Origin of the sequence: Verrucomicrobium sp. BvORR034 (assembly GCF_000739635.1) — a bacterium.
Lineage (GTDB): Bacteria > Verrucomicrobiota > Verrucomicrobiia > Verrucomicrobiales > Verrucomicrobiaceae > Verrucomicrobium.
Genome location: NZ_BATQ01000016.1, coordinates 1 through 23,861 on the forward strand (window position 1 = coordinate 1; position 23,861 = coordinate 23,861).

Annotated in this window: 13 protein-coding genes; 10 read left to right on the forward strand and 3 right to left on the reverse strand. The window is 64.0% G+C overall.

Annotated elements, in window-relative coordinates; all coding sequences use genetic code 11:
* The 3 genes from pth to ssb form a co-directional block, all read left to right on the forward strand.
* Positions 1–417 (forward strand): aminoacyl-tRNA hydrolase (gene pth, locus BV034_RS03345; RefSeq protein WP_050024121.1); only part of this gene is annotated, 417 nt, incomplete at its 5' end.
* A complete protein-coding gene (rpsF, locus tag BV034_RS03350; RefSeq protein ID WP_009958576.1) occupies positions 414–698 on the forward strand; it encodes a 30S ribosomal protein S6 in 285 nt (94 codons plus the stop codon). The genes pth and rpsF, both read left to right, overlap by 4 nt.
* 236 nt (positions 699–934) lie before the next feature.
* Positions 935–1,534 (forward strand): single-stranded DNA-binding protein, encoded by a 600-nt coding sequence (gene ssb / locus BV034_RS03355; protein ID WP_050024123.1) that lies wholly within the window; start codon positions 935–937, stop codon positions 1,532–1,534.
* A gap of 376 nt (positions 1,535–1,910) precedes the next feature.
* Here ssb and BV034_RS03360 read toward each other — a convergent pair whose 3' ends face one another.
* From BV034_RS03360 to zwf, 3 genes are all read right to left on the reverse strand, one after another.
* The gene (locus BV034_RS03360) at positions 1,911–2,825 is read right to left on the reverse strand and encodes a methyltransferase domain-containing protein (protein WP_050024125.1); all 915 of its coding nucleotides are present in this window, start codon (positions 2,823–2,825) and stop codon (positions 1,911–1,913) included.
* A gap of 282 nt (positions 2,826–3,107) precedes the next feature.
* Positions 3,108–4,163 (reverse strand): glucose-6-phosphate dehydrogenase assembly protein OpcA, encoded by a 1,056-nt coding sequence (locus BV034_RS03365; protein ID WP_050024127.1) that lies wholly within the window; start codon positions 4,161–4,163, stop codon positions 3,108–3,110.
* Between the two features lie 50 nt (positions 4,164–4,213).
* Positions 4,214–5,755: a glucose-6-phosphate dehydrogenase gene (gene zwf, locus BV034_RS03370; RefSeq protein ID WP_050024257.1), complete on the reverse strand. Its 1,542-nt coding sequence runs from the start codon at positions 5,753–5,755 to the stop codon at positions 4,214–4,216.
* A gap of 283 nt (positions 5,756–6,038) precedes the next feature.
* Here zwf and BV034_RS03380 point away from each other — a divergent pair, with 283 nt between their 5' ends.
* The 7 genes from BV034_RS03380 to BV034_RS03410 all read left to right on the forward strand — a co-directional run bounded on the left by BV034_RS03380 (position 6,039) and on the right by BV034_RS03410 (position 23,859).
* Entirely contained in the window at positions 6,039–7,130 is a 1,092-nt protein-coding gene (locus tag BV034_RS03380; protein ID WP_050024131.1) for a winged helix DNA-binding domain-containing protein, read from the forward strand.
* Between the two features lie 69 nt (positions 7,131–7,199).
* A complete protein-coding gene (locus tag BV034_RS03385) occupies positions 7,200–9,701 on the forward strand; it encodes a M64 family metallopeptidase (protein WP_050024133.1) in 2,502 nt (833 codons plus the stop codon).
* A 72-nt stretch (positions 9,702–9,773) separates the two neighbouring features.
* Positions 9,774–10,244 carry a hypothetical protein gene (locus BV034_RS03390; protein WP_050024135.1) on the forward strand — a complete coding sequence of 157 codons (471 nt, stop codon included), beginning with the start codon at positions 9,774–9,776 and terminating at the stop codon, positions 10,242–10,244.
* A 270-nt stretch (positions 10,245–10,514) separates the two neighbouring features.
* A complete protein-coding gene (locus tag BV034_RS03395; protein ID WP_050024137.1) occupies positions 10,515–13,112 on the forward strand; it encodes a M64 family metallopeptidase in 2,598 nt (865 codons plus the stop codon).
* Positions 13,113–13,128: 16 nt separating this feature from the next.
* The gene (locus tag BV034_RS03400; protein WP_050024138.1) at positions 13,129–16,575 is read left to right on the forward strand and encodes a DUF6603 domain-containing protein; all 3,447 of its coding nucleotides are present in this window, start codon (positions 13,129–13,131) and stop codon (positions 16,573–16,575) included.
* Positions 16,572–19,376 carry a hypothetical protein gene (locus BV034_RS03405; RefSeq protein ID WP_050024140.1) on the forward strand — a complete coding sequence of 935 codons (2,805 nt, stop codon included), beginning with the start codon at positions 16,572–16,574 and terminating at the stop codon, positions 19,374–19,376. Before BV034_RS03400 ends, BV034_RS03405 begins: the two co-directional genes overlap by 4 nt.
* A gap of 31 nt (positions 19,377–19,407) precedes the next feature.
* Positions 19,408–23,859, forward strand: a complete 4,452-nt coding sequence (locus tag BV034_RS03410; RefSeq protein WP_050024142.1) for a hypothetical protein — start codon at positions 19,408–19,410, stop codon at positions 23,857–23,859.
* The last annotated feature ends 2 nt before the right edge of the window (positions 23,860–23,861 follow it).

The following is a 23,861-nucleotide window of genomic DNA, read 5'->3' on the forward strand; positions in this document are numbered from 1 at the left end:
TATATGAATGCCAGCGGCGAGGCGGTGTCATCCGTCTGCCGCTTTTACAAGATTCAGCCGGAGGAGGTGCTCGCCGTCTATGACGACGTGGATCTGTCCCTCGGCTCGATGCGTTTTCGGATGAACGGCCGACCGGCCGGTCACAACGGCGTCAGATCTCTGATTTCCCATCTCGGCACGGAGGAGTTTCCCCGGTTGAAGGTGGGGATTGCCGGGGAGCAGGGCCGTCCTGCGGGTGACCGCATGGTGGACCATGTGCTGGGCCGCTTCAGTGAGGCTGAGCAGCCCCAGGTGCAGACCGCCGTGAGCCGGGCCGTAGAGGCCGTGCGCTCCGCGCTCAACACCGGCCTGGAAAACGCGATGAATCTCTACAACCGCAAAGAATCAACCACGAACCAAACTACGCCAAAACCATGAGCCGCAAATACGAAGCGATGATTGTCCTCGACATGAAGGGCAAAGAGGAAAACGTCGAGACCCTGGTCAGCCAGCTGGGCCGCGAGTTCGAACAAAACGGTGCCAAGCTCGAGCAGGTGGACAACCTCGGGAAGAAGAAGTTCCCCTATGCCCCGCGTCACGTGGAGTCCGGCTACTACATCAACTTCCACTTTGAAGCTGCTCCTGAAGCCATCAACGGTCTTCAGACGAAGCTCAAGCTCAACGAGAACATCTATCAGCAGTACTTCCAGCGCCGCTAATTGCGGTGATCTGGGCTGCGTGCTCCTCCGCCCCGTGGGTCCTCGGATCCAGGGCCGGGAAGTGAGGTGCTCGCTGCTGTCTGTTTTGCAGTTCCTCCAGCGGGCGGATTCATGATCCGCCCCGCCCTCCAGCCAGTTTTCTGCTGTGCCCGGGCAGGTCGTGTCTTGGAGACACGGGTCGTAAACTCCAAAAACCTGTCGCCAAACTAGGCGGCGCCCGCTAACTTCACCGCGCTATGGCTTCGTACAACAAAGTGATGCTCATGGGGAATCTCACGCGAGATCCCGAAGTCCGGTACACCCCCAAAGGCAGCGCTGTGGCTGATTTGGCGATCGCGGTGAACCGTGTGTACACGGCCGAGAATGGCGAAAAGCGTGAGGAAGTGACCTACGTGGACGTGGTACTGTGGGCCCGATTGGCGGAGTTGGCCGGTCAGTACCTGCACAAAGGCCGTCCGGTCTTCATTGAAGGCCGTCTTCAGATGGACCAGTGGGAAGACAAGCAGACTGGCCAGAAGCGCAGCCGACTGCGCGTGGTGGGCGAGGTGATGCAGTTCCTCGACAGCAAGCGCGAAGGCGGCATGGACGACGCTGGCCAAGGCGGCGGCGCAAGCAGCAGTGGTCCTAGCGGCGGCGGTGGTGGCGGTGGCTACCAGCAGCGTCCCCCGCAGCAAGCCCGTGGTGGTGGCGGGTACGGCGGCGGTGGTGGTGGTGGCGGCGGCAGCTATGGTGCTCGCCCGCCGCAGGGCGGCAATCGTCCGGCTCCCGCAAACAGCGAAGACTTCGGCGACGGTCCGATCACGGACGGCCTGGAAGACGACGACATCCCGTTTTGATCGGCGCTCTCGCGATTCGCGATCTTGATTTCAAACAACGAAGGACCGGCTTAGGCCGGTCCTTCGTTGTTTGGGCGAGCATGCCCGTGGCGACTGACGGTTGGGACAACCGGACCACGCCGACGGGTGGCTGCGGGAGTAGTCCGGCTGTCCTCAGCCGGGGAGGGAGCGGAGGGATTGGCGTGGAGTGGGTGAGGGCGTGCTGAGGTGTTTGGGCGAGCGTTCCTTCGACGACTGACCGGTTGGGACAACCGGATTACACCGACGGGTGGCTGCGGGAGTAGTCTGGCTGTCCTCAGCCGGGAATTGGGAGCGGAGGGGTTGGCGTGGAGTGGCGGAGGGCGTGCTGGGGTGATTGAGCGCGCGCCCTTTGCTTTTAGCGCTCCTGCCTCACCGCCTTCGAATCCGGCTCGGCCCGGTCCCAAACCTCCACTTCCTCTTTCTTCAGCACCATGATGACCTCATGGCCATTGCGCAGCAATCCCTCAAACTCCCAGAGGAACCCGAAGTCTGCCTTCAGTCTCATGAACATTTCCAGCATGTCGAACTGGGTCCAGACGTGGAAGTGGATGTCGAGGTGGGGCAGGGCGTGAACTTCCTCGCGAGTGAGGAGTTCCTTGGTCATCGTGTTGGAGCCCACCCCTTTGATGGCGTTGTGGCGATGCACGTCCAGATAGTGATCGTACAAGCTTTGCGCGGGGCCCTCCTGGTGGTCTTTCACCAGGTGCTCATAGGGGGTGATGGGCCGGTTGAAGTCGAAGCTGTAGCGTTTGTCAGGGAGGGTGATGAAGAGGTGGCCTCCCTGCTTCAACTTGCTCATGAAGACCTTCAGCGTGCTGATCACATCCTGGCAATGCTCCAGCATGTGGTTCGCGATGAGATGATCCAGGCTGTCATCGGGGATCAGTTCCAGCTTTTCGCCATCGCCCACATAGTCCACATGCACGAGTTCGTTGCCGTCGGCTGCCAGTTCCGGACAGCGGGCCAGATTGTCCTCTGCGCTCAGGTAGTCGTAGTACTTCGTCACCACACCGTCGGCGGTGGGGGTGGGGCGGTGCAGGGCGCCGATCTCCAGTCCTTTCCCCCGAAGGAAACGGATGCTCATGAAGGCGCGTCCTTCATCGATCATGGGGCCGACACCCTTGTTCTTGCCCAGACGTTTCCGCGCCGCATTCACCTCCTTTTTCAAGGTCCCCAGTTCCTTTCGCGCCGCCTCAAGTTTCTGCCGCGTGTCGTCGAGTTTCTGCTGCAGGGAGCTGGCGGTCTTGGCTTTGACGAACGGAAATTTCATAGAACTGCAACGGAGACTGCCGTGCCGTATGCAGCGCGCGCGGAGCACCTGCGGAGGGTGCTTAGACCGGGCATTTAGAGCACTGGAGTCCTTCGTCCAGAAAGCATTTTGCATGCACTTTGACAAGAGCATTCGACTCGCTGGTCAAAGTTGCCATAAGACATGATCCAGTGGACTCAATTATGCTGTGTCGGGAAATGGCGGTAAAACAAAAGACCGCAGTCCGAAGACTGCGGCCCTGAGCACTGAAAACCAAATAGATGGAGCTGTGAGGGGCAGGGCCTAGCCCAGCATCTGACGAAGAACGGGCACCATCTGCACATACAGACTCTGGCCACCCAGGCGGCTGAGCTGGTCGGTGATGAGGGCTGGATCGTCCGGGAGATCGGCAGGCAGGCTCTCTTCGTTGACGTGCTCACCCAGTTCCACGCGCGTGCAGATGCGGTTGCCGCCGCAGGTGCGATTCACGGTGAACTTGCCGCCAGCGGTGACCAACGTCATTTCCTGGAGCGGCTCGGTGCCGGTGCCTTCATGCACATTGACCGTGACCGTTTGGCCATCGGGAAGGACCAGTGCGAAGCGATCGCCTTCGCGTTTCAATTCGCATTTCATGCGGACTGCCATCCAGGCGACGAGCAACAGGCCGGCGATGCGCTGGCCTGGGGCGTGGGCCACCTCGATGCTCTGGAGTTGCCGCAGCTCAGCAATGGCGGCGGCAGATTGGAAACAGGACGCCAGCGCGGTGCGGAAGAGGTGGGACCGCAGCCAGCTCAAATCGTAGCTGCGGAAACGGGCTGTCTTCTGGCTCTGGGCCTCTTCCAGGGTGGAGAACGCCTTCGCCGGGTCGGTCCAGGTGGAGCTGTCCACAAAGAGCAGGTCAAAGACGCTGTAGAGGCGCTCGCTAAAGCTCTGGGTGAGATCGCCCTGCCACCAGCAGACCAACGGGAGGTCGGAGTCCAAGTGGGCGAAGACGATGTTCCGGACTTCGTCCAGATTGCCGCCCTGGAGCAGGAAGGAAATCTGCTCACTGCAGACGGACTTGTGTCCTTCATGGAGCTGGCAGTGGGCGGTGATCCAGGCGCGTGGTGTAGTGGCGGCCTCAGCCGGTTGGGCCAGGATCAGCAGGCCACGGCAAGCGTGCTCCTGGGTGATCTCGGCCAGGAGGGCAGTGTTCTTCTCCAGGGAGGATGACTCCTCGCTGTAGATGGCAAAGTTCATCAGGGAGGCCTTGGTGCGCGCGTTGTCCGCGCCCCAAAGTTCCTTCAGCGCCTTGTCCACCCGGCCCAGGGGGACTTCCTGGCCCAGGATGGCTAGCGAATCTTCCGTAAGGGTGCTCATGTGCTCAGTCAGCAGGGGTAGCTTAGCTTAGCAGACAGGGGAAGAGACGACTAGAGGCGACGCCAGACACGGCCATCGCTCTGGAGGAGCTCGTCCGCTTCTTTCGGGCCCCAAGAGCCGGCAGGGTACTCGCACATGGGCGGCTGTGGGCCGTCATTGTGCCAGGCATGTTCGATTTCGTCGATAAAGGCCCATGCGTTCTCCACTTCGTCGCGACGGGCGAAGAGGGTGGCGTCACCGGCCATCGCGTCCAGGAGCAGACGTTCATACGCCTCCGGGCTGGCTTTGCCGAAGCTGGTGCTGTAGCGGAAGTCCATCTTCACCGGCTGCATGAGGAGCTGCACGCCAGGTAGCTTGGACATCATGCGCAGGGAGATGCCTTCATCCGGCTGGATGCGGAACACCAGCACGTTGCGGGTGCCACCCTGACCTTTGGTGGCGAAGGGGACCTGCGGCGGGTGGTTGAAGTGCACGGAGATCTCCGTGGCCTTCTTCGGGAGCTGCTTGCCCACGCGCATGTAGAAGGGCACGCCCTGCCAGCGCCAGGTGTCGATGAAGAGGCGCAGGGCCACGTAGGTTTCCGTGTTGGACTGCGGATTCACGCGGTCCTCCTGGCGGTAGCCCACTCGCTCCACACCGTCCACGCTGCCCTTGGTGTACTGGGCGCGGATCACGTTCTTGGCAATCTCATCCGTGCCACGCCAGCGGCGCAGGGAGCGGATGACTTTTACTTTCTCATCGCGGACGGCGTCGGCGCTCAGGCCCGTCGGCGGCTCCATGGCCACCAGGCTCAGGAGCTGGAAGAGGTGGTTTTGCACCATGTCACGCAGGGCACCGGCGGTGTCGTAGTAGCCACCGCGACCGCCTTCCATGCCGAGGTTCTCGGCGCAGGTGATCTCCACGTGGTCGATGAAGCGGCTGTTCCAGAGCGGTTCAAAGATGTGGTTGGCAAAGCGCATCACCATGATGTTCTGGGCGGTTTCCTTGCCCAGGTAGTGGTCGATGCGGTAGGTGTCGCTCTCGTGGAAGGTGGCGTTCACCACTTCGTTGAGGTGACGGGCCGTCTTGAGATCCTTGCCGAATGGTTTTTCACAGACCACACGAGCCCACTTGCCGCCCGCGCCTTCGTTCAGGCCGCTCTCGCGCAGCATGAGCATGATCTGGTCAAAAAACTCAGGGGCGGAGGCGAGGTAGAACAGACGGTTGGCGGGAGCACCGCGCTCTGCATCGAACTTCTCCAGGAGGACTTTGAGGGCCTTGTAGCCTTCCAGATCCTGGAACTCGCTCTTGTGGTAGTGGATGCTGCTGCCGAAGTTGGCCCACACCGTGTCGTCGTGACCCTGGCGGGAGTGCTTCTTGTTGGCCGCTTCCAGCTCGGTGCGGAACTCTTCGTCGCTCTTGTCGCGCCGGGCAAAACCCACCACCTTGAACTGCGGGGGCAGGTCGCCACCCACGGCCAGATTGTAGAGGGCGGGAATCAGCTTGCGATGGGTCAGGTCCCCGGTGGCACCAAAGATCACCACGGTGCAGGGCTCGGCGCTGTGGCGTTGAATGAGCGTTTCCTGGAAGGGATTCTCGAAGTCTTCGGACATGTGCTGTGGCAGAGGGGAGAGGGAGATTGGAATCGCCTGAAGCCCGGAGGCCATCAGGGTGGGGAGACTACGCCGCGAAAAACCGCCGCGCAACCACGGAGCGAGCCCCCTGCAAGGCGGGGCAATGAAAGGTTTTCATGCGGGTGATGAGCGGGAACTGGCGGATCATGAACGGGTAACGACTGCTGAGTGACAGGGGATGCAGGGCGAAAGTGTCGGAAAAGTGTCTCTGGCACCCTGCTTGCAGATTCTTCATGGGTGGTGCAGGTATCGGGCCATTGCCATGACACCTGCTGAAGCTGCCCGCATTCGATCCGGTTCCCAAGGTCTGGCACCCGGAGGTCCGTCCCTGAAATCCGCCGGGGAAGTGGTGGAGCATCTGGGCGGCGTGCAGGCGCAGGATTTCCTCCAGGCTCTGTGGGCGCTGGGCTCGCGCCTGCCGGAGGGCACCACGGAAACTCAGGTGGAGGAGGCCATCACAAGGCGGGAACTCGTCCGCACCTGGCCCATGCGCGGGACATTGCACTTCGTGCCTCCAGCGGATGTGCACTGGATGCTGGAACTGCTGACACCGCGGGTGATCGCGGGCACGGGCACCCGGCAGAAACAACTCGAGCTGGATGCCAAGGTTTTCGCCAAGGCGGAGAAGGTGCTCCTTAAGGCCCTGCAGGGTGGCGGCATGTTGAGCCGGGAGGACATGCAGGCGACGCTGGACAAGGCGGGCATCTCCACGGCGGGTCAGCGGGGCTACCACATCCTCTGGCGGTTGAGTTCCGAGCGCCTCCTCTGCGTGGGGCCGCGCACGGGCAAATCGCAGACCTTTGTGCTGCTGGATGAATGGGTGACGACACCCCGCAAGCTGGACCGGGCGGCGTCGATCGCCCTGCTGGCGGAGCGTTATTTCCTGAGCCGCGGACCGGCCTCGGTGGGGGACTTTGCCAGCTGGTCGGGGCTCACCATGCCGGATGTCCGGGCCGGGCTGGAGGCGGTGAAGCCGAAGCTGGCGAAGGACACGCTGGAAGGCAGCGAGGTCTGGCATTCACCGGATGTCTGTCCGCCCGCCGAGAAGAAGCCGCAGGTCCGGCTGGTCGCCGGGTTTGATGAAATGATCCTCGGTTACAAGGACCGCAGCCCCTCCATCACCGATCCGGCCCACGCTGCGAAGATCGTGCCCGGTGGCAACGGCATCTTCAATCCCGTCATGCTGGTGGACGGGCGCGTCACCGGCATCTGGAAACGAACGATCAAGAAGAAGTCGGTGGAGGTGCAGTTGCAGCCCTTCAGCCCGCTGAGCCAGACGCAGCGCAAGGCATTTGCCAAAGAAGCGGACCGCTACGGTGCCTTCCTGGGCCTGGCGGCGAGTATCACGGAATAAGGCCTGGGGCAGTTTTTTCCTCTTCGGGGCAACCGGGCAGGCGGGCGTTCGCGTTTCCCTGCTGCTGCCATGGCTCTGCTCCCTTTGAACTGGAAAGAAGGTGAAGGCTACGACATCCACGTGCTGCGGGGTGGTCCGCCGTCACGCTCGCTCATGGATGCGATCGAGATCCCGGCAGATGTGCCCAACACCACGGCATCGCTCACGTTTACCCCTTTGTTCGCCGGACCTCCGGGTGCCCAATCCATCGCGGTGGATTTGTTCACTGGCAGCGTGACGGCCTCTGTGCCCGCCGATCCCACGCGACCCAAGCTGAACAACTTTCTCGTGAACGTGCAGTTCCGGGACACGCTCGATCCCCAGGCGCGGGACTTTCGCGCGGAGTACCGCGTGCATGTGCATGATGGTATTGAAAAGCTGTGGCTTACTCCCACCACGCTCACCGCTCACATGGGCGCGGATGAAATGCGGTTCACGGTGCTGGCCCTCTTTACCGACGGGGTGGTGGGGGACATCACCGATTGGGAATCCATCCAGTACATTAGCGACACGCCTTCGGTGATCGGGTTCAGCTCCCAGGGGGTGCTCAGTGCCAAGGCCACCAGTGGAGCCGCGTCCATCACGGCCCGCCTGCAGCTGAGCTCGCCTGCGGTGAACCTCACCTCGCCCCCTGTCCGGGCACTGGCCGCGCCCGCGTGGACCGATGTCGCCGGAGGGGCTCTCTTTCATTTCATCGCCGGACCCTGTGCGCCCAATGCGGCGGATCCCAGCAGCTCAGCGCGCGACAGCGTAAAGACGGTGGTGGAAAGCGCGACGAACATCCTGTTTGTCTCGGAAGGTTTCAGCGGACCGCTGCGGGGCGACTTCAACAATCTGGTCGCCACCATGGTGGAGGATCTGAGGTCAAAGTCACACCTCGAACCCTATCCCCTGCTCAAGGGGGCGATCAACTACTGGTCCGTCTATCTGCCATCGGAGGAGAACGGGATCACTGAGCTGGGTGACCACGTCTATGAAGGCGCGTCCTTCACTGCATCGTTGGTGCCGCACATTGCCTTCGGTCCCAGCACCGCGACCTCGTGGAGCCTTTCCCAGATGCTGCGGGAGGTGGGCTTTCCCATCCTCCCGGAGGTGGATACTCCGTTTCTGCCGTCTCACGTGAATCGTTGGCAGAAGTTCTTTGGCACCCATGTGACAGAGGACAAAACGCGGGCGGCTTATCCTGCGTGGATCAATCTCGCCTTGCGCACGATTATCAATGAGCGCTCCACGGCGTTTGGCCTTGCGGTCTCAGACCGGCCCCGAGCCCATCCAGCCACCCGACTGGAGAACTCACTGCGGTTTGACTTCCGGCGGACCAGTGAGGTGAGCCTGCGGACCTTTGTGGAGGCGTTGCAATACGGAGGTCATCCGGTGGGGCAGACGTGGATGAGTGGTGCGGGGGATGACGGGTTGGTGTGCTTTGTCTGTCTCTCAGACCGGATCGGTGCTCAGGCCCGGTATGGCAACGGCTACGTCGCCGTAAGCACGGGGAGGAGACGATTCGCCAGGCTGGCGAAGGTGACTTCAGGAGGCTGGCAGGCGCAGGTCTCGCCGCCTATCAAACACTCGCGCACTTTGTTTGCCTCCGTGGTTTCCCATGAGCTCTCGCATGCACTGGGGCTGTGGGATGAGTATGGCGATGGTCGGGGGACCCGGCTGATGGTGAAGCCCGCCGATCTGGATGATTTTCCCAATGTGGAGGCTGGCAACGACATCACAACTCTGCCCTCCACCGGAGTGGTGCAGTTCGACAAGTTGCAGCGGCTGAAGTGGAACTGGCTGCGACTCACCAAGGCGGGGGTGCTGACGGATCTGCCGCGCCGGTCGCTCAACGGCTATCACCTTGCCGTCGTTGCCGGACATGGTACCCAGTTCGCCTTGGGAGACGTGGTGCGCTTCCGGGAGTGGCCGGTGGCGAAGCGTCCTGCCGATGATCCCTTCACCGCCTTTCACCGCACCTCGGGCCTTCAGTTTCAGGTGGCGGCGCGTGATGCAGATTCCGTCTCCGTCGTGCCGCTGAATGCCGCTGGTCAGCCGGTGGATGTGGACAGTCCCCGGCCGGGGCAGATGGATCCGCGAAGCTGGACGGAGATTCTCCACGCGCTCTTTGCTCCCGATGTCGGCCATGCTGTCGTGGTGCCGTTGCAAGCCAGCGGTGCCGATGTCGGACTCGTTGCCCCGGTGATCCTGCAACATATCAGGACCAGCAACGGTCCGCTCAATGCCCCGGATCTGCAGCCTGCGGCGGTCTGCGTGGCGGCGCGGAGTTCTAACTCAGTTATGCCGCCGGGCAATCTGCCGCCGCTGACCCGCAGCCCGAGGACGAGGGCGGACATCCTGGGCGTGTATGAAGGCGGAAGCTATCACGACTGCGGCATCTACCGGCCCGCAGGACGTTGCAAGATGCGCAACACGGACACCACCATCCCGTTCTGCCATGTGTGTCGGTATGCGTTGGTTGACCGGGTGTCGCCACCGCATCATCCCGTGTTGGATGCGGGTTATGAGCGCGTGTATCCGCAGGGCTAAGTTTGCGCGATGCATTCCCGCTGGCAGTGGTGCGGGTGAGGTGTATCTTGGGCCAACCACTTGAAGAGACTTATGCTGACCTGCCTGCCCAAGTCCTTGTGCTCACGCGACTTCCGCATCCTTGGTGCCTCCGGTGCCGCTGCGGTGAACTTCAACACCTTCACGGAGCAGGGCAGCATCTCGTTGGGAGACTCCGAGTTCGCGATTCGCAAGCATGGGCCGATGAGCGGGCATTGGACGCTCGAATGCGACGGACGGGCGGTGGCAGATGCCCGGAAACCCCGGGCCATGTATCGCTCCTTCAATGTGGAGGTGGCGGGCCACCAGATCACCCTGAAGGCGCATTCCTCCTTCCAGCGCGCCTTTGACATCCTGGTGGGAAACCAACCGGCGGGGGTGATCCGGCCCGCTCATGCTTTCACCCGGCGGGCTTTCGTGGAGTGCACTTCGCCGATCCCGGAACATGCGCAGCTTTTCCTCTTCTGGCTGGCCGCGCTGCTCTGGCGTCGAGATGAGGACACGGTCTATGTCGGCGGGTCCTGAGAACCTGCCTGGAAAAAAAATCCCGTGGTGCCGGTTTGGATCTTCATGGGGGTGCAAGTGAAAATTTGCGCCGGGGAATTATGAAACAACTTTCTTAGGTTGAGCCGCTTGCTTCAACTGAGGCTGGCATGCTTCTGCACGCGGCTTTTGCGCCATCCAATAGTTTGCGTTCACAAACTGGCGGCTGCAGGAGTTCCTCCGTACGTTTGCGATTGACGCCGGGGGCTGGGATGCGTCTAATAGGCAGCTCTGCATCCTTGATCTTTGCTTATGGCCGATCCGCTCCCATGGAAGGAAGGAGGAGGGTATGATGTTCACGTCCTGAGGGGCGGGCCGGCATCTGAACCGTTGGATGTGCAGCTGGAGCTCAGCCAGGATCCGAATGCTTTGGCGCCAGTGTTTCTGCCGCATTTTCAGCAGTCGGCGGTGAATCACGGGGTGACCGTGGACCCCGGCAATGGCCAGGTCACTGCCGCCACGGGGGCCGCTGCGCCGTTCCAGAACTTCAACTTCCTCATGACGGCCCGCCAGGTCATCGGCGGGGTGGGCACCCTGGAAACCCAGATCCGGGTGCATGTGCACGGCAGTGTGAAGAAATTGTGGTTAACTCCTGAAACTTTGAATCCGCGGGTGGGATCTGATGAGATGCGGTTCACCGTGCTGGCACAGTTTGACGATGACACCGTAGGTGACATCACGGACTGGCCCCAGTTGAGCTACACCAGCTCAGCTCCTGCCAAGGTGAAGATTCTGCCGGCGAGCGCGACGGTCAGGAAGGGCACTCTCTCTGCGGTGGCGGCCAACACGGATGCAGACATCACCGTCAGTCTGGTGCTGAGCGCCCTGTCCATCAACCTGCAGGTGACCGGCAAGGCCTTTGCGCTCCCGTCATGGGCAGATGCGGGCCAGGCGGCCAAGGTGGCGTTTGTGGACGGCGGCTCGGGGACCCGGCCCGATGAAACGGACCCCGATGGCAGCAATCCGACCAGCGTCCGCATTGTGGTGGAGAAGCGGACGAACGTGCTGTTCATCTCTGACGGGTTTACCGACGCCCAGGAGAACGAGTTCCGGCAGATGGTCGTGGATGTGATTGTGAATAAAGAGCTGCGGTCCAGCGAGATTCTACAGCCCTTCAAACTGCTGGAAGGCGTCATCAACTACTGGTCCGTCTTTGTGCCCTCGCGGGAGGAGGGCATCGGTGTGTTGGGGGATCAGGTGGTGCAAGGGGCGGCGCCCGCCCTGGTCGCGCTGGATGTTCCTCTGCCACGCACCCCGCCAACTTCTCTGTCCCGGCCTTTGACGCTGGAGGAGATGATCCATGCGGGAGGCCTGCCGGTCCCGGCTCAACCAGCGTTGACCACACCTGCAGCGTGGTTCGCTGATCGCAATGTCATCTACGATCTTCAGTTCTCACCGTCGGATGTGGACCAGGGAGTTCTGGATGAATGGAATCTGCTCCAGCCGCGTACGCTGCTCAATGAGCGCAATACGGCGTTTGGGCTGGCGCATCAGGAGCGCACGCGGATCTCGGCAGCGCGGGAGCCTTCGGGGCGGCTGGTGATGGATGCTCGACGCACCACCGATGCCAGCCTGGAGACGTTCTTGAAGAACTTGAAGTTCGGTCTGAATGCCACCACGAACGTGCGCGCTTCCATTGGCGAAACCTGGGCGGATTTCAATACCAGCATCACGCCTGCGGAAGGCAGAGACTTTGGCCTGGTGTGTTTTATTTGCAGATCCAGTCGCCGCGGTGGCAGTTGGAAGTCGCTCTTTCAGATGCAGGGCACCACGCGCATGGCCTATTTTTCCGCCAGCACGGGAGGCGCTGAAAAGTCGGAGGTCAGTATCGCCACCAACGGGCATGCGATCACACCTCCCACGGTGCCCTTGTTTTCCTCGCCCATGGTGGCGTCGGTGGTGGCCTATGGTTGTGCGAGGGCGCTGGGGCTGAATGATGAGGCGGGGGACGGCCAGGGGGCGGCACCCGCGCCCTCAAGCTTGTCGCCCTTCGGGGAGAATCTGCAACCCGAGGTCGTGATCAGCAGTGTCATGGGTGGGGTTCGCACCATCAACGCTCCAAGAATCGCCTGGGTGTGGCCGCGAGTCACGAAGGGGGTGCGGGTGAAGGTGGACGTGAACTTCGCGGGTGTGGTGGTGTCGCCGCAGTTGTGTGACACGAATGGGATCCCAAACCCCTCCGGCACCTTCCTTCTCTTCGAGTACCTGGACAGCGCTCCTGATCCTTTCCCTCTGGGAGTTGAGGTGCGATTTCGAGCTCATGTGGAGAAGCTCGGTTCCTCCTTCCACTGGACCTCTCCGCGGAATGATCTGCCCCTGCTGATTCCGTTGAGGGTGCACAAGCTGCTGCAAGACAAGGTGGTGATCTCGGACCCGAGTCCCGCAGGACTGCAGATCACTCCCACCACGCTGGTGAATGTGGGGGTGGGCTCGCTCCTCACCGTGAGCGCGACTGCTGGTGTGACGAATTCACTGATTGCCCCCTCCATTCTGAATCACATCGACACCAGCGATGGCCCGCTCAACGCAGCCCGGGGTCCAGTCCCGCCCCCCTCCGCCCATGTCTGCACGCCCAGCAATGACCCGCAGAAAGTGATGTCGCCCACCAATCTTCCGACTGGTTTCAAGAAGCCCAGGAAGCTGCCTTCCCGTGCCGACATCATCGGCATCTATGACGGCGGTGGGCACCTCGACTGCGGCGTCTACCGGCCCGCCGGACGCTGCCGCATGCGCCACCGGATCAATGCAAGCCTGCCCTTCTGCCAGGTCTGCCGGTATGTGATTGTGGACAAGGTGGACCCGGCATTGCAGGGCGCCCTCGACGTTCTCTACGCGGTTCAATACCCCTAGTTGCTGCATCGAACCCATGGACCCGCCCTCCAGCACCCTGCATACCCTGGCCCGGCACCTGGTGCTGGCACTGCGGCCGTTGAAGGCGGGCGTGGCAGATCTGCCCTCCTTCCGGACCCTGCTCTATCGTCTGGCGTGGCAGGTTAACTCGCTGCCGCCGGAATACACTGCCCTGGCCACGCGGGTGGAGGCGGCATTGACCGCTTTGGAGGCTCTGGGGGATGATCCATCACCGGAAGCAGTGGTCGCCCTGCTGGGCAGGGTGAAGGCGCTCTATGACGCCATCGGTGCCCTGCAGACGGCTCCGGCCGGAGCGCCGCCCGCGGAGTTCCTGGCCGAGTTTGGGCGCAGCCTGTTCGACCTGTTGCTGGCGGACTACCTCAATGAAACGCTCCCACAGGTGCATGGCGCTCTGGAGGCGCTGAACGTTCTCCAGCAGGAGTTCGTGGAGGAAACCTCCACGCGACCCGGTGTGCTGGTGACCCGCTTTGCGTGGGAGGAGATTCCCAAGATTCTTGCAGATCCCACTCTGGTGGCAGAGCGGGTGTATGGCTGGGGCACCGATGATGTGGACTTCCACCGGCTGGCGGGTCATCTGCTGGAGGTCTTTGTGTCACTTGGCTGGCCAGCCTATCTGGGACGGATCGACCCCGAGCTGGGGCGTGGGTTAAAGGAAACCCCAGAAGACCGTTCGGTCTCCATTGACTGGGCTCTGAAGCTGCCGGTGCTGCTGGACAACATCGGCGGGGAGGAGGTGGAGGTCGGGCTGGCCTTGATCGAGCTGCCCGCGCAGGAGGGGCGACCCGCGGGGTTGATCCTGCAGCCTCTCGTGCCGTCTGCGGTGGGGAACACCTTCAATCTCACGGATGATCTGAGTCTGGAACTGCGGGCGGGCAGCAATGTGGCGGACACCTTTGGCGTCCTGCTCCGCCCCGGGGACATCTCTGTGAAGTTCCCGCTGCAACCGGGGGCCGCGTTGCCGAATGCGGGCTTCGGCGTGACGTTCAAGTACGCGCCGCAGACGCCCGCGCTGCTTCTCGGCACGCCGGGCAAAAGCCGTCTGCAACTAAAAGGGGCGGAGAGCAGCATCCTGCTGGATTTTCGCAACGGACAGCTCGAGCTGCAGCTCGCTGCCGCTCCGCAGGATCTGAAGATAGCGCTCAATGCCGGAGATCTGGACGGCTTTTTGGGACAGCTGCTGGGAAGCGGGGAGCGGACCCTGCCCATCGTTCTCTCCGCAGGCTGGTCCAACCGCACGGGATTCAACTTCACAGGCGGGGCGGGGTTCGAGGTTTCGACATACCCTCACCTGAATGCCGGTCCTTTCCGGGTGGACCGGATCGACCTGGCCCTGAAGTCCACCTTCAGCACCGGACAGGCGCCGGACCTGAGAGTGGAAGCGGGGACGGTGCTTTCGGGCAAACTGGGTCCGGTGTCCTTCGTGGTGGAGGGGCTGGGAGTTTCGGTGGCGGTGGCATTTGAGGATGGCAATGCCGGTCCCTTCGACATTGAGTCGGGGTTCAAGTCGCCTACCGGGCTGGGCCTGCTGGTGGATGCGGGGCCGGTCTCGGGGGGCGGTTTCCTGTCCTTCGACAAGGATCGGGGCCGGTATTCCGGGGCCCTGGAGTTGGAAGTGTTTGGGACGACGCTGAAGGCGGTCGGGTTTGTGGAAACCAAACTGCCAGGAGGTGCCCCGGGGTTTTCGTTTGTCATTCTCATCTCCACCCAGTTCTCCCCGATCCAGCTCGGGCTGGGATTCACGCTCAATGGCGTGGGGGGGCTGGCGGCGCTGCATCGTGGTCTGGCGGTGGATGCCCTGCAATCCGGCTTGAGAAACGGCAGCCTCGGCTCGCTGTTGTTTCCTGATGACGTGATTGCCGAGGCTCCCCGCATCGTAAATGACCTGAGTGTCATCTTCCCACCTGCGCGGAACCGGCACGTCTTTGGCCCCATGGCATTGATCGGCTGGGGCACTCCAACCTTGCTGCGGGCAGAGCTGGGCATCCTGTTGGAGCTGCCAGCCCCGGTGCGCCTCACTTTGCTGGGTCTGATCACCGCCAAGCTGCCTACAGAGGAGGCCGCCATTGTGGAGCTGAACGTGGCCGTCTTGGGGCGGGTGGATTTTACCCGCAAGCTGCTGGCCATTGATGCCTCGCTTTACGATTCGAATGTGGCGGGCTTTCCCGTCTCAGGGGACATGGCCGTTCGTCTCGGCTGGGGAGATGATCCGACTTTCATCGTCTCTCTGGGAGGCGTGAACCCGCACTATCAACCGCCGCCCGGTTTCCCCACCCTGAAGCGGCTGACGATTGTGCTGGCAGACGGGGACAATCCACGCCTGACCTGCCAGGCTTATCTCACGCTGACTTCGAACACCTTGCAGTTCGGGGTCAATGCCGAGCTCTATGCGGCGGCCTTTGGCTTCAACGTCCGCGGGCAGGTCAGCTTTGACTGTCTCATCCAGTTTTCTCCTTTCTCTCTGCTGGCAGAGCTTTCTGCAGAGGTCGCGTTCCGGCGGGGATCGAGCGTGCTGGCCAGCGTGCATCTGGAGGCCTCCGTCTCGGGACCTTCCCCGTGGCATGTCTGGGGTGAGGCCTCGCTTTCGCTCTGGTTGTTTGACGTCAGCGTGAGCTTTGATGTGACCTTTGGTCGCGATCAGCCGCAAGAGCTTCCCCCGGCAGATCCCTGGCCGCTCCTGCAGGCGGCGTTGCAGGATCCGCGGAACTGGGCTCCGCAGCTGCCCGCGGGGGCCTTTCAAACCGTCTCCCTCAACACAGTCTCCAGCCCGGCGGCACCGGTGCTGGTGGATCCCGGCGGGGCGGCGGCAGTGCGGCAGACCGTAGTTCCCTTGAATCGGACAATCACCCGCTTTGGCCCGGTGCGTCCTTCCGGGCCGGACCACTACACGGTGCACACGGTGACGCTGAACAACCATCCGGCCCCCGGACTGGTGCCAGTGACCGATTTCTTCGCCGCGGCCCAGTTCGAGGAGCTGACGGAGACGGACCGGCTCTCCCGGGCGTCATTTGAGCGCATGGATGCCGGCCTGAGCGTGGCGGCAGAGGCGGTCACGCTGGGAGCAGCGGTCGGAGCCGGGCTGGAGTATGAGACGATCATTCTGGACGTGCCCTGGCAGCCCCGGCGGGTGCAGCGGTATGAATTGATCCTGAGCCATCAGCTGGCTTTTCTGCAACTGGGAGCGGCCTGGCTGGCACCGTTTCAGAACACGGGCCTGGTGAAATTTATCACCGGCAGGGTGGGGGCGGAGCCACTGGTGGCACTGGATGAGGATCTCTTTGTGATCAGCAGCACAGAGGATGGCGTGGCGCTGCCAGGCATCACCGGGCCGGTGGGCAGGGGGCTGGCCCAGGCCGCGCTGGCACGACATCTGAAAGCCCATCCTCAGGACCGGGGGCGCGTGCAGGTGGTCCCGCAATTTGAAACTGTTTCCTCATTCCCATGAGCAGCCCTCCCGCCGCCTTTGCCTTTCTGCCGTGGCTCCGCCGCGGTATGGCCACCAGCATTGACCGTGTGGATGGCACGGGAGCGGCGGCGGCGTGGGCCACCTCCCGGGTGGTGGTGAACCTGAACAACCAGAGCCTGAGCGCCACGGTGCCGCTCCAGCTGGCTGGTCCCGGTGAGGTGACCGGACTGGACCCCAGAGCGGTGATCCGCGTCTGGCCGCGTCCCGGGGTGCAGGATGCAGAGCCCAATTTTTTCCCGCTGGTGGAGTTTGACCAAGCGGATCTGCCGTGGCGGTTCAGTCCGGCCAGGGCGACCGGGGGCGACCGGCTCCGCCCCTGGATCAGCCTGATCGTCCTGCGGGATGATGAGATCGCCTCCTTGACCCCGGCCTCGGCGGAAGGCCAGCTCCCGGTGGTGACGGTGAAGGAGGCGGACTCCCTGCCGCTGCTGGAGCAGTCCTGGGCCTGGGCGCATGCCCAGGTCAGCGGAGCCCGGACAGTGACGGCGAACGAACTCGGAGCCCTGCTCAAATCGGCGCCGCAGCGAGTTATTTCAAGGATCCTGGTGCCGCGGCGGCTTGATCCCCGGGTGGCGTATACCGCCTTTCTCGTGCCGTCGTTTGAGCGTGGACGTCTGGCGGGCGTACGGGAGACCGTGCCCGACACGCTGGATGGCACCGCGCCTGCCTGGACGGCGGGGCAGACCGGCGTGCGTCTGCCCGTGTACTACCGGTGGCGGTTCCAGACGGGGGCAAGCGGGGACTTTGAGGCGCTGGTGCGCCAGCTGCAGGCCCGGGTGCTGCCGCCGACGGTCGGCATTCGGGCGATGGACGTGAGTGCTCCCGGTTTGGGGTTGCCCGCCGCGCATGATGGTCCCCTGGGACTGGAGGGGGCTCTGCGGGCACCCAGCGTGGTGCGTACCGTCTGGACTGGAGCAAATCGCGAGGCGTTCCAGACATCATTGACCCGTCTGTTGAACCGGCCGGAAGAGCTGCTTGCGACCACTGGCGGAAGCCGGGCGATTGCGCCACCGCTTTACGGCCGCTGGCACATCGCGCGCTCGACGCTGGTGCCGGTGGTGCCGGTGGTGCCTCCTGATCCCACACCCTGGTTTCAGGAGCTAAACTTGGATCCCCGGCATCGCGTGGCGGCGGGGCTGGGCACGCTGACCATCCAGGACCAGCAACAGCAGCTCATGGCCTCCGCCTGGCAGCAGTTGGACAAGATCCGCGCCATCAATGACCAGCTCCGTTTTGCCCAGCTCGCGCGGGAGACCGCAGTCCGCATTCACGTGCGGCATGTCGCCACGGCGGGAGATGATGCATTGCTGCAACTGACCGCCCCGGTGCATGCACGGGTGCGCCAGGGGGAGGGCACGGTGTACCGGGCAGTGACCGGCAGCCCGGTGGGGGTGGGTGTTTTGCAGGGGCAGTTTCGGCGGCTCTCACGTCCCTTTGGTCCGGTGTCGCGCAAGGTGTCCCGCGCTCCGAGGCGCGGCTCTGGAGAGGTGCTGGTGCGGATGAATGTGGGCAAGCTGTCCGCGGCGTCGCCGCCTCCCTTGCCAGCGTCCATGGCCACGCCTAGTCGTATTGGGGACAATGTGCCCGACTGGGGAAACACGGAATGGAACCGCCGGTTGCTGCGGGTGCGCCCGCTGCCGCAGCAGAATGCCTTTCGTACCGCCGCGATGGAGTTGTTCGGCGAGCTGGCAGCGCGCCCTGCGGAGGCACCGGAGGTTCGTGCCGTCAACCTTGCCCAGGCGCGCAGCGTGCTGGTGAGGGACCTCGATCCCCGGATCACCGTGGTGGAAGGGGTGCGCAAACGGCTGCGCCTGCATCCCGGGCTGAAATGGCAGCCCAAGGATCCGCTGGAGCCCATCATGGCGGCGCCGGAGTTTCCTCAACCCATGTCGCAGGCTCTGGCCGCCCTCTCACAGGACTGGCTGTTGCCGGGGCTGGACAAGGTGCTCCCCAACACGGTCTCCCTGCTGGAGACCAACCAGGCGTTCATCGAAGCCTTCATGGTGGGCTTGAACCACGAGTTTGCCCGGGAGTTGCTCTGGAATGAATACCCGACCGATCAACGTGGTTCATGCTTCCGTCAGTTCTGGAACGTGGCGGGGCGGATCGAGGCCTCCGGGGCGACACCCGATCCGGACACGCTGAAGGACATTCATCCCATCCACGGGTGGCCCAAGAACGGTCCGCTGGGTGGGAACAGCCCCCGCCCCGCGCGCGCGGCCTCTCCGCTTGTGCTTCTGGTGCGCGGGGATCTGCTGCGACGTTATCCCAATGCGGTGGTCTATGCCGTGAAAGCCCAGGCGGGCACGGACGGACGGCGCAATTTGGGAACTGAGGAGCGACATCCCATCTTCACCGGGCGGCTGGATCCAGATGTGTCGTTCTTTGGGTTCGAGTTGAAACTCGAAGAGGCGCGTGGCGACGACGGGGACCAGGGATGGTTCTTCGTCCTCCAGGAGCAGCCCTCGGAGCCGCGCTTCGGGCTGGATGTGGCCGGGACCTCCTTCGGTGGGCCAGTTGGCGCCTGGCGGGATCTGAGCTGGGGTCATCTGGCTGCGGATGAGACGGCCCTGGCCGGGATCGCCCACGTGAATCTCGATGCCCAGCTTCCGGACACGAGGTCCGTGGCACCGGTGTCGGGTGACCCTGCGGTGGTCTGGCATGGCAACGGAGGGCTGGGGGCGGCGGGCACCAAGGCCTCCGATCTGGCCTTCATCACCCTGCAACGGCCCGTGCGGGTGGCCATTCACGGTTCTCAGATGCTTCCCCCTGACGCATGACCTTGTTTCCTAAAACTTCTTCCCTCATTGCATGAGCGGTTCCCCATCGGCATCCCATTCCCTGGCTCAGGCGCGTCTCGCCCTGGCGGAGGCCCGTCGCCAGACCGCCAGAATGCGGAATGAAATTGCGGCAGCGGGGGCGAAGCTGAAGGAACTGGAGCGCGCCCTGCCCGCCCAAGATCCACGGGTGGTGGATGCGCGACGCACCCATCAGGAGCGGCTGGATCGGCTGCGAGCTGCGAAGGAACGGGAACGTGCGGCCCAGGCTGCCGCCGACCGCGGAGTGGCGGGCATGCTGACCGACAGCGTGGCGGCGGATGTGGCCCGGCTCTCTGCGGAGTATCCCGTGGTGCTGCTGCCGGTGAGACTGGAAACGCGCTTTGGCTTCGATGTGGCGGGAGCCCCGGTGCTGAGAGTGCGCATCTTCCCAGATGAGATCATGGCCGACACCCATGAGCCACCCCTCACCGCGAAAGAGCGCGAGGCGGGCCTGGCCTACTGGCGTGCTGGTTGGGATCAAGGAAATGAGCAGGACGCCTGGCGGCTGCTCGTGGCGCAGTACCCGGCACCGCGCGCGGCGTGGATCGTGCGAGCGCTGACTCCGTCGAACGTGGCCTCGCGCCCCTCCGGGGAGCCGCAGTTTCCTCAGACCGAAGAGCGCCCGCAGAGCTGGACCCGGCCCGCTGAGGCCCGGGTGCTGCCGGACCGCTGGCTGGTCACCATCTTCCGCAGTCGTCGTGCCACCCATCGCGCCACCAGCCTGCCGGTGAAGGAGCCGCTGGCCCTCACCCTGAGTCCGGTGGTGGAGGAAGGGGACGCCTCCATGGCCACCCTGACCGATGGACTGCAGATCGACGACGAGATCGCGTGGACGGTGGACTACGACCGCGCGGTGGAGGCGGGTATGGCCGTGACGATGCCGCTCAACGCCCAGGATCTCACCCGGGGCATTGAGAGGCTCATCGTGGTGGGCTTCAAGGCCTCCCTCACCCCGGAGGAGGCGGCGAAGCGGCTGGAAGAGCTGCTGGAGAATCACCACTACGCCCGGGGGCTGGCCTTTGTGCCGCAGGGAACGCCGACGAACAACTCCAGTGACGCCGCTTCCGGATATCCGGCAATGGATCCCGATGGCTCGTTGAGCTTCGAGACTGAGCGCGGCGCTCCTCTGATGGGGCCGGAGAGCAACGGCACGCTCTTTGCGCGGGCGCTGGGGGTGCAGGAGGAGACGGCTGCGCATCTGGCTGGCGCGGGTGATACGGAACAGCCGCGGGCCCGGGCCATGAATGAGGCGTTGTGGCCGGCAACATGGAATTATTTCCTTGATCAACTCATGGATCCCGTCGTGGCGGATGAAGGCGTGCGGCGGGCCAAGGGGCACTTCGCAGCCCACGTGAGGGGGAGAGGCCCGCTTCCAGCCTTTCGTACAGGAGCCACGCCATATGGGCTTTTGCCCGTGAGTTCCTTAAACCGTTGGGTGCCCGGTCAGGCGGACCCGGTGGTGGAAACGCACCTCGCTCCGCTGCTGCGAAACCTGCGCGGCATCTGGCAGGAGCAGGTGCCACGCGTGCCGCGTGTGGGGGCGACGGGAGATCCGGATGAAGATCTGCTGGCGGTGCTGGGCATGGAGGCCAGCACGCGGGAGGCGCGCCTGAGGCGGGTGCTGGGGCCGCAGTTCCAGCTGCAACTCTTCGCCACGCTCAACATCAATGCGGGGAACTGGCAGACGCGGCTGGCCTCCCTGGCGCAGAGTGTGATGAGCCAGATCGGACATCCGGAGTGGAATCCCCGGCTGGCGCGGATGAGCTTCTCCGACAGCGCGCATCTGGTGGGCAGTCACTTTGTGGCACCCGCGCCGCTCTCGGAGACAGAGGGACTGCCGGGGTTCAACTACATCCAATGGATCCGTACGGCCTCGCTGGCGGAGCTCCGGCAGGAGCAGTTTCCACAGGGGGAGAGTCGCCCGCCAGCACTGCTTTATCATCTGCTGCGGCATGCGGCGCTCAGCCTGTACGCTGATGCAGGCACCCAGATCGCGATCCAGCACAACCTGGCCACGCGGGAGGATCAGAGGGAGGCGGAGCTCCTTGATTTGGGCGGGAATGCGCCTGCGAGGAGGACGGTTTGGCAACGGCTGGATCTGAAGATTCCCAATGTGACGGGCGACCGGACCCTGGGCGACTTTCTTCTGAAGGACCGCCAGCTGGAGGCGACCAAGGACATTCGCGTCTTTCATGCCGCGCTGGAGCGGCTGGAGAAAGTGCCGACCGCAGAGCTGGACCGGCTTTTCACCGAAACCCTGGACACCTGCTCTCACCGGCTGGATGCGTGGATCACCTCGCTGGCCTCCAAACGGCTCGAGGAAATACGCGAACGCCATCCGCAGGGCAGCCATCTGGCTGCGTTTGGCTGGGTGGAGAACCTGCGGCCTGACGGGGCGCGGCCCGGGGTGGAGCCGGTGGATCTGGGCGGATTTATTCATGCGCCCTCTTCCGCGCATGCGGCCACGGCGGCGATCTTGCGCAATGCGCACCTCACCCGTGCGGGCGACGACGCGGCCCGGTATGCGGTGGATCTTTCCTCATCACGCGCGCGTGAAGCCTCCACCCTGCTGGAGGCGGTGAGGCAGGGCCAGCCGCTGGGAGCGGTGCTGGGCTACCGCTTTGAACGGGGTCTGCATGAGGGGCATCGTCCCTTGCGGCTCGACAAGTACATTGACCCCTTCCGTCGGGTGTATCCCCTGGTGGCGGACAAGGGCGAAACCTCGGGGGAGCCCACTGAGGCTATCGCCGCCCGCAATGTGGTGGACGGCCTGCTGTTGAGGTCCGCCTGGCAGAAAGGGGAGATCCCCTGGGGGCTGCGCGGACTTCCATCCGGGGGCAATGACAGGGCCGCAGCGGAGGCGGAGCTGCGCAGGCTGGACGAGGCGGTGGATGCGGTGGCGGACCTGCTCACGGCGGAGTCGGTGTTCCAGATCGTTCGAGGAAACAGCGGAAGGGCGGGCGGGGTGCTGGACAGCCTGGCGCAGGGGCTGCGGCCTCCGGATCCAGAGGTGGCCGTGCAGCCCCGCACTGGCACGAGCCTGACGCACCGCGTGGCCGTGGTGCTGGGCGGGGAACCGGTCACTGCGGCGGACTGGGCGGCGGTAGCACTGACGCCACGTGCGGTGGTGGAGCCGTATCTGGACGCCTGGGCGGGGACGCTGCTGGGGCATCCTGCACAGGTGCAGTGCCGCGTGCAGTTCGTTGATGCATCGAACCAGTCCGCGGAGCGGGTGGTGACGCTGGAGGAGCTGGGGCTGCGGCCCCTGGATGTGCTGGCACTCGCGGGTGGTGCGACGCCGGGTGCGGGGGTGGACCGTCATGTGGCTGCCGTGCTCCCGGCCGGGAGCACGCAGGTGGAGATTTTCTATGCGGCGGCTCCCGACTGGGATCTGGCGGTGGTGCAGACCTTCCCTGATCTTCTGGAAGTGGCAAAGGCCTTGAACGCCCTGCTCACGCAAGGTCGTCCGCTGGAACCCGAGGATCTCGTGCCTCCGGAGAATGCGCAGGCGGCGGATGCGGCGGACCGGCTGGAGGCAGAGGCCATCCAGCGGGCAGGTCAGGCCACGACCGCACTGGATCAGGCGGTGGCGCAGTTGCAGGCAGGCCCGGTTTCTGAAGCGGTTGCGGCGCGGGTTGGTTTCTTGTTCGGCGTGCCGGAGACCTCAGCGACGGGCGGGACCGAGGCCCTGCTGGCGGAGCTGCTGCGACGCCAGGAGGCGGCGACCACGGCCGCTACGCCGAGGGACAAGGTGCGGGCGGTCTTTGGCCGTGATTTCCTCTTCCTGCCGCGTTTCAAAGGCGTGAATGCTGCGGAGATGGATCTGGCACTGGCTCACGGCCCGGCGCTGGTGGGGCAGCCGCAGGTGGTGACGCGCTGGGTGCAGCAGGTGTCGCGGGTGCGGGCCCCGCTGGCCGCGTGGCGGCAGCTTTCACTTTTGACCACCGCGCTGGGACGTCCGGCCGGTTCGTGGAATGTAGCCCAGCTTCCTCATGCGCCCACGGGCAAGTGGGTGGGGCTGCCCTTTGCCAGCGAGGAGGAGCGACCCGAGTCCGGCCGCCTCTCCCTGGTGCTGAACCGGGCGGCGGCTCATGCGGCCACGGAGGCCTGGGTGGGGCTGATCCTGGATGAATGGAGCGAACTCATCCCCGCCCGCAAGGAGGACACCTCGATCACCTTCCACTACGATGATCCCGGCGCGGAGGCTCCGCAGGCGGTGCTCATCGCCGTGCCGCCGGTGGAAACGCCGCAGTGGGATCTGGACACCCTGCATGACATCCTGCACGACACGCTGGACCTGGCGAAGCTCCGCGCGGTGGACGGCGACCTGCTGCCACTGGGCCAGCTCCTGCCCGCCATCTATATGACCGCGAACACACGTCGGGAGGCGGTGACCCTGGATCTGGGGGCCATCCTCCAGCATGCCCCAGAGGCCGCCCTCTAAGC

What these genes read in the sequence shown, in the direction of transcription:
- BV034_RS03380 (WP_050024131.1), top strand. Translation starts at nt 6,039, where the DNA reads ATGACACCTGCTGAAGCTGCCCGCATTCGATCCGGTTCCCAAGGTCTG.
- zwf (WP_050024257.1), bottom strand. Translation starts at nt 5,755, where the DNA reads ATGTCCGAAGACTTCGAGAATCCCTTCCAGGAAACGCTCATTCAACGC.
- rpsF (WP_009958576.1), top strand. Translation starts at nt 414, where the DNA reads ATGAGCCGCAAATACGAAGCGATGATTGTCCTCGACATGAAGGGCAAA.
- BV034_RS03365 (WP_050024127.1), bottom strand. Translation starts at nt 4,163, where the DNA reads ATGAGCACCCTTACGGAAGATTCGCTAGCCATCCTGGGCCAGGAAGTC.
- BV034_RS03395 (WP_050024137.1), top strand. Translation starts at nt 10,515, where the DNA reads ATGGCCGATCCGCTCCCATGGAAGGAAGGAGGAGGGTATGATGTTCAC.
- BV034_RS03405 (WP_050024140.1), top strand. Translation starts at nt 16,572, where the DNA reads ATGAGCAGCCCTCCCGCCGCCTTTGCCTTTCTGCCGTGGCTCCGCCGC.
- ssb (WP_050024123.1), top strand. Translation starts at nt 935, where the DNA reads ATGGCTTCGTACAACAAAGTGATGCTCATGGGGAATCTCACGCGAGAT.
- BV034_RS03410 (WP_050024142.1), top strand. Translation starts at nt 19,408, where the DNA reads ATGAGCGGTTCCCCATCGGCATCCCATTCCCTGGCTCAGGCGCGTCTC.
- BV034_RS03360 (WP_050024125.1), bottom strand. Translation starts at nt 2,825, where the DNA reads ATGAAATTTCCGTTCGTCAAAGCCAAGACCGCCAGCTCCCTGCAGCAG.
- BV034_RS03400 (WP_050024138.1), top strand. Translation starts at nt 13,129, where the DNA reads ATGGACCCGCCCTCCAGCACCCTGCATACCCTGGCCCGGCACCTGGTG.
- BV034_RS03390 (WP_050024135.1), top strand. Translation starts at nt 9,774, where the DNA reads ATGCTGACCTGCCTGCCCAAGTCCTTGTGCTCACGCGACTTCCGCATC.
- BV034_RS03385 (WP_050024133.1), top strand. Translation starts at nt 7,200, where the DNA reads ATGGCTCTGCTCCCTTTGAACTGGAAAGAAGGTGAAGGCTACGACATC.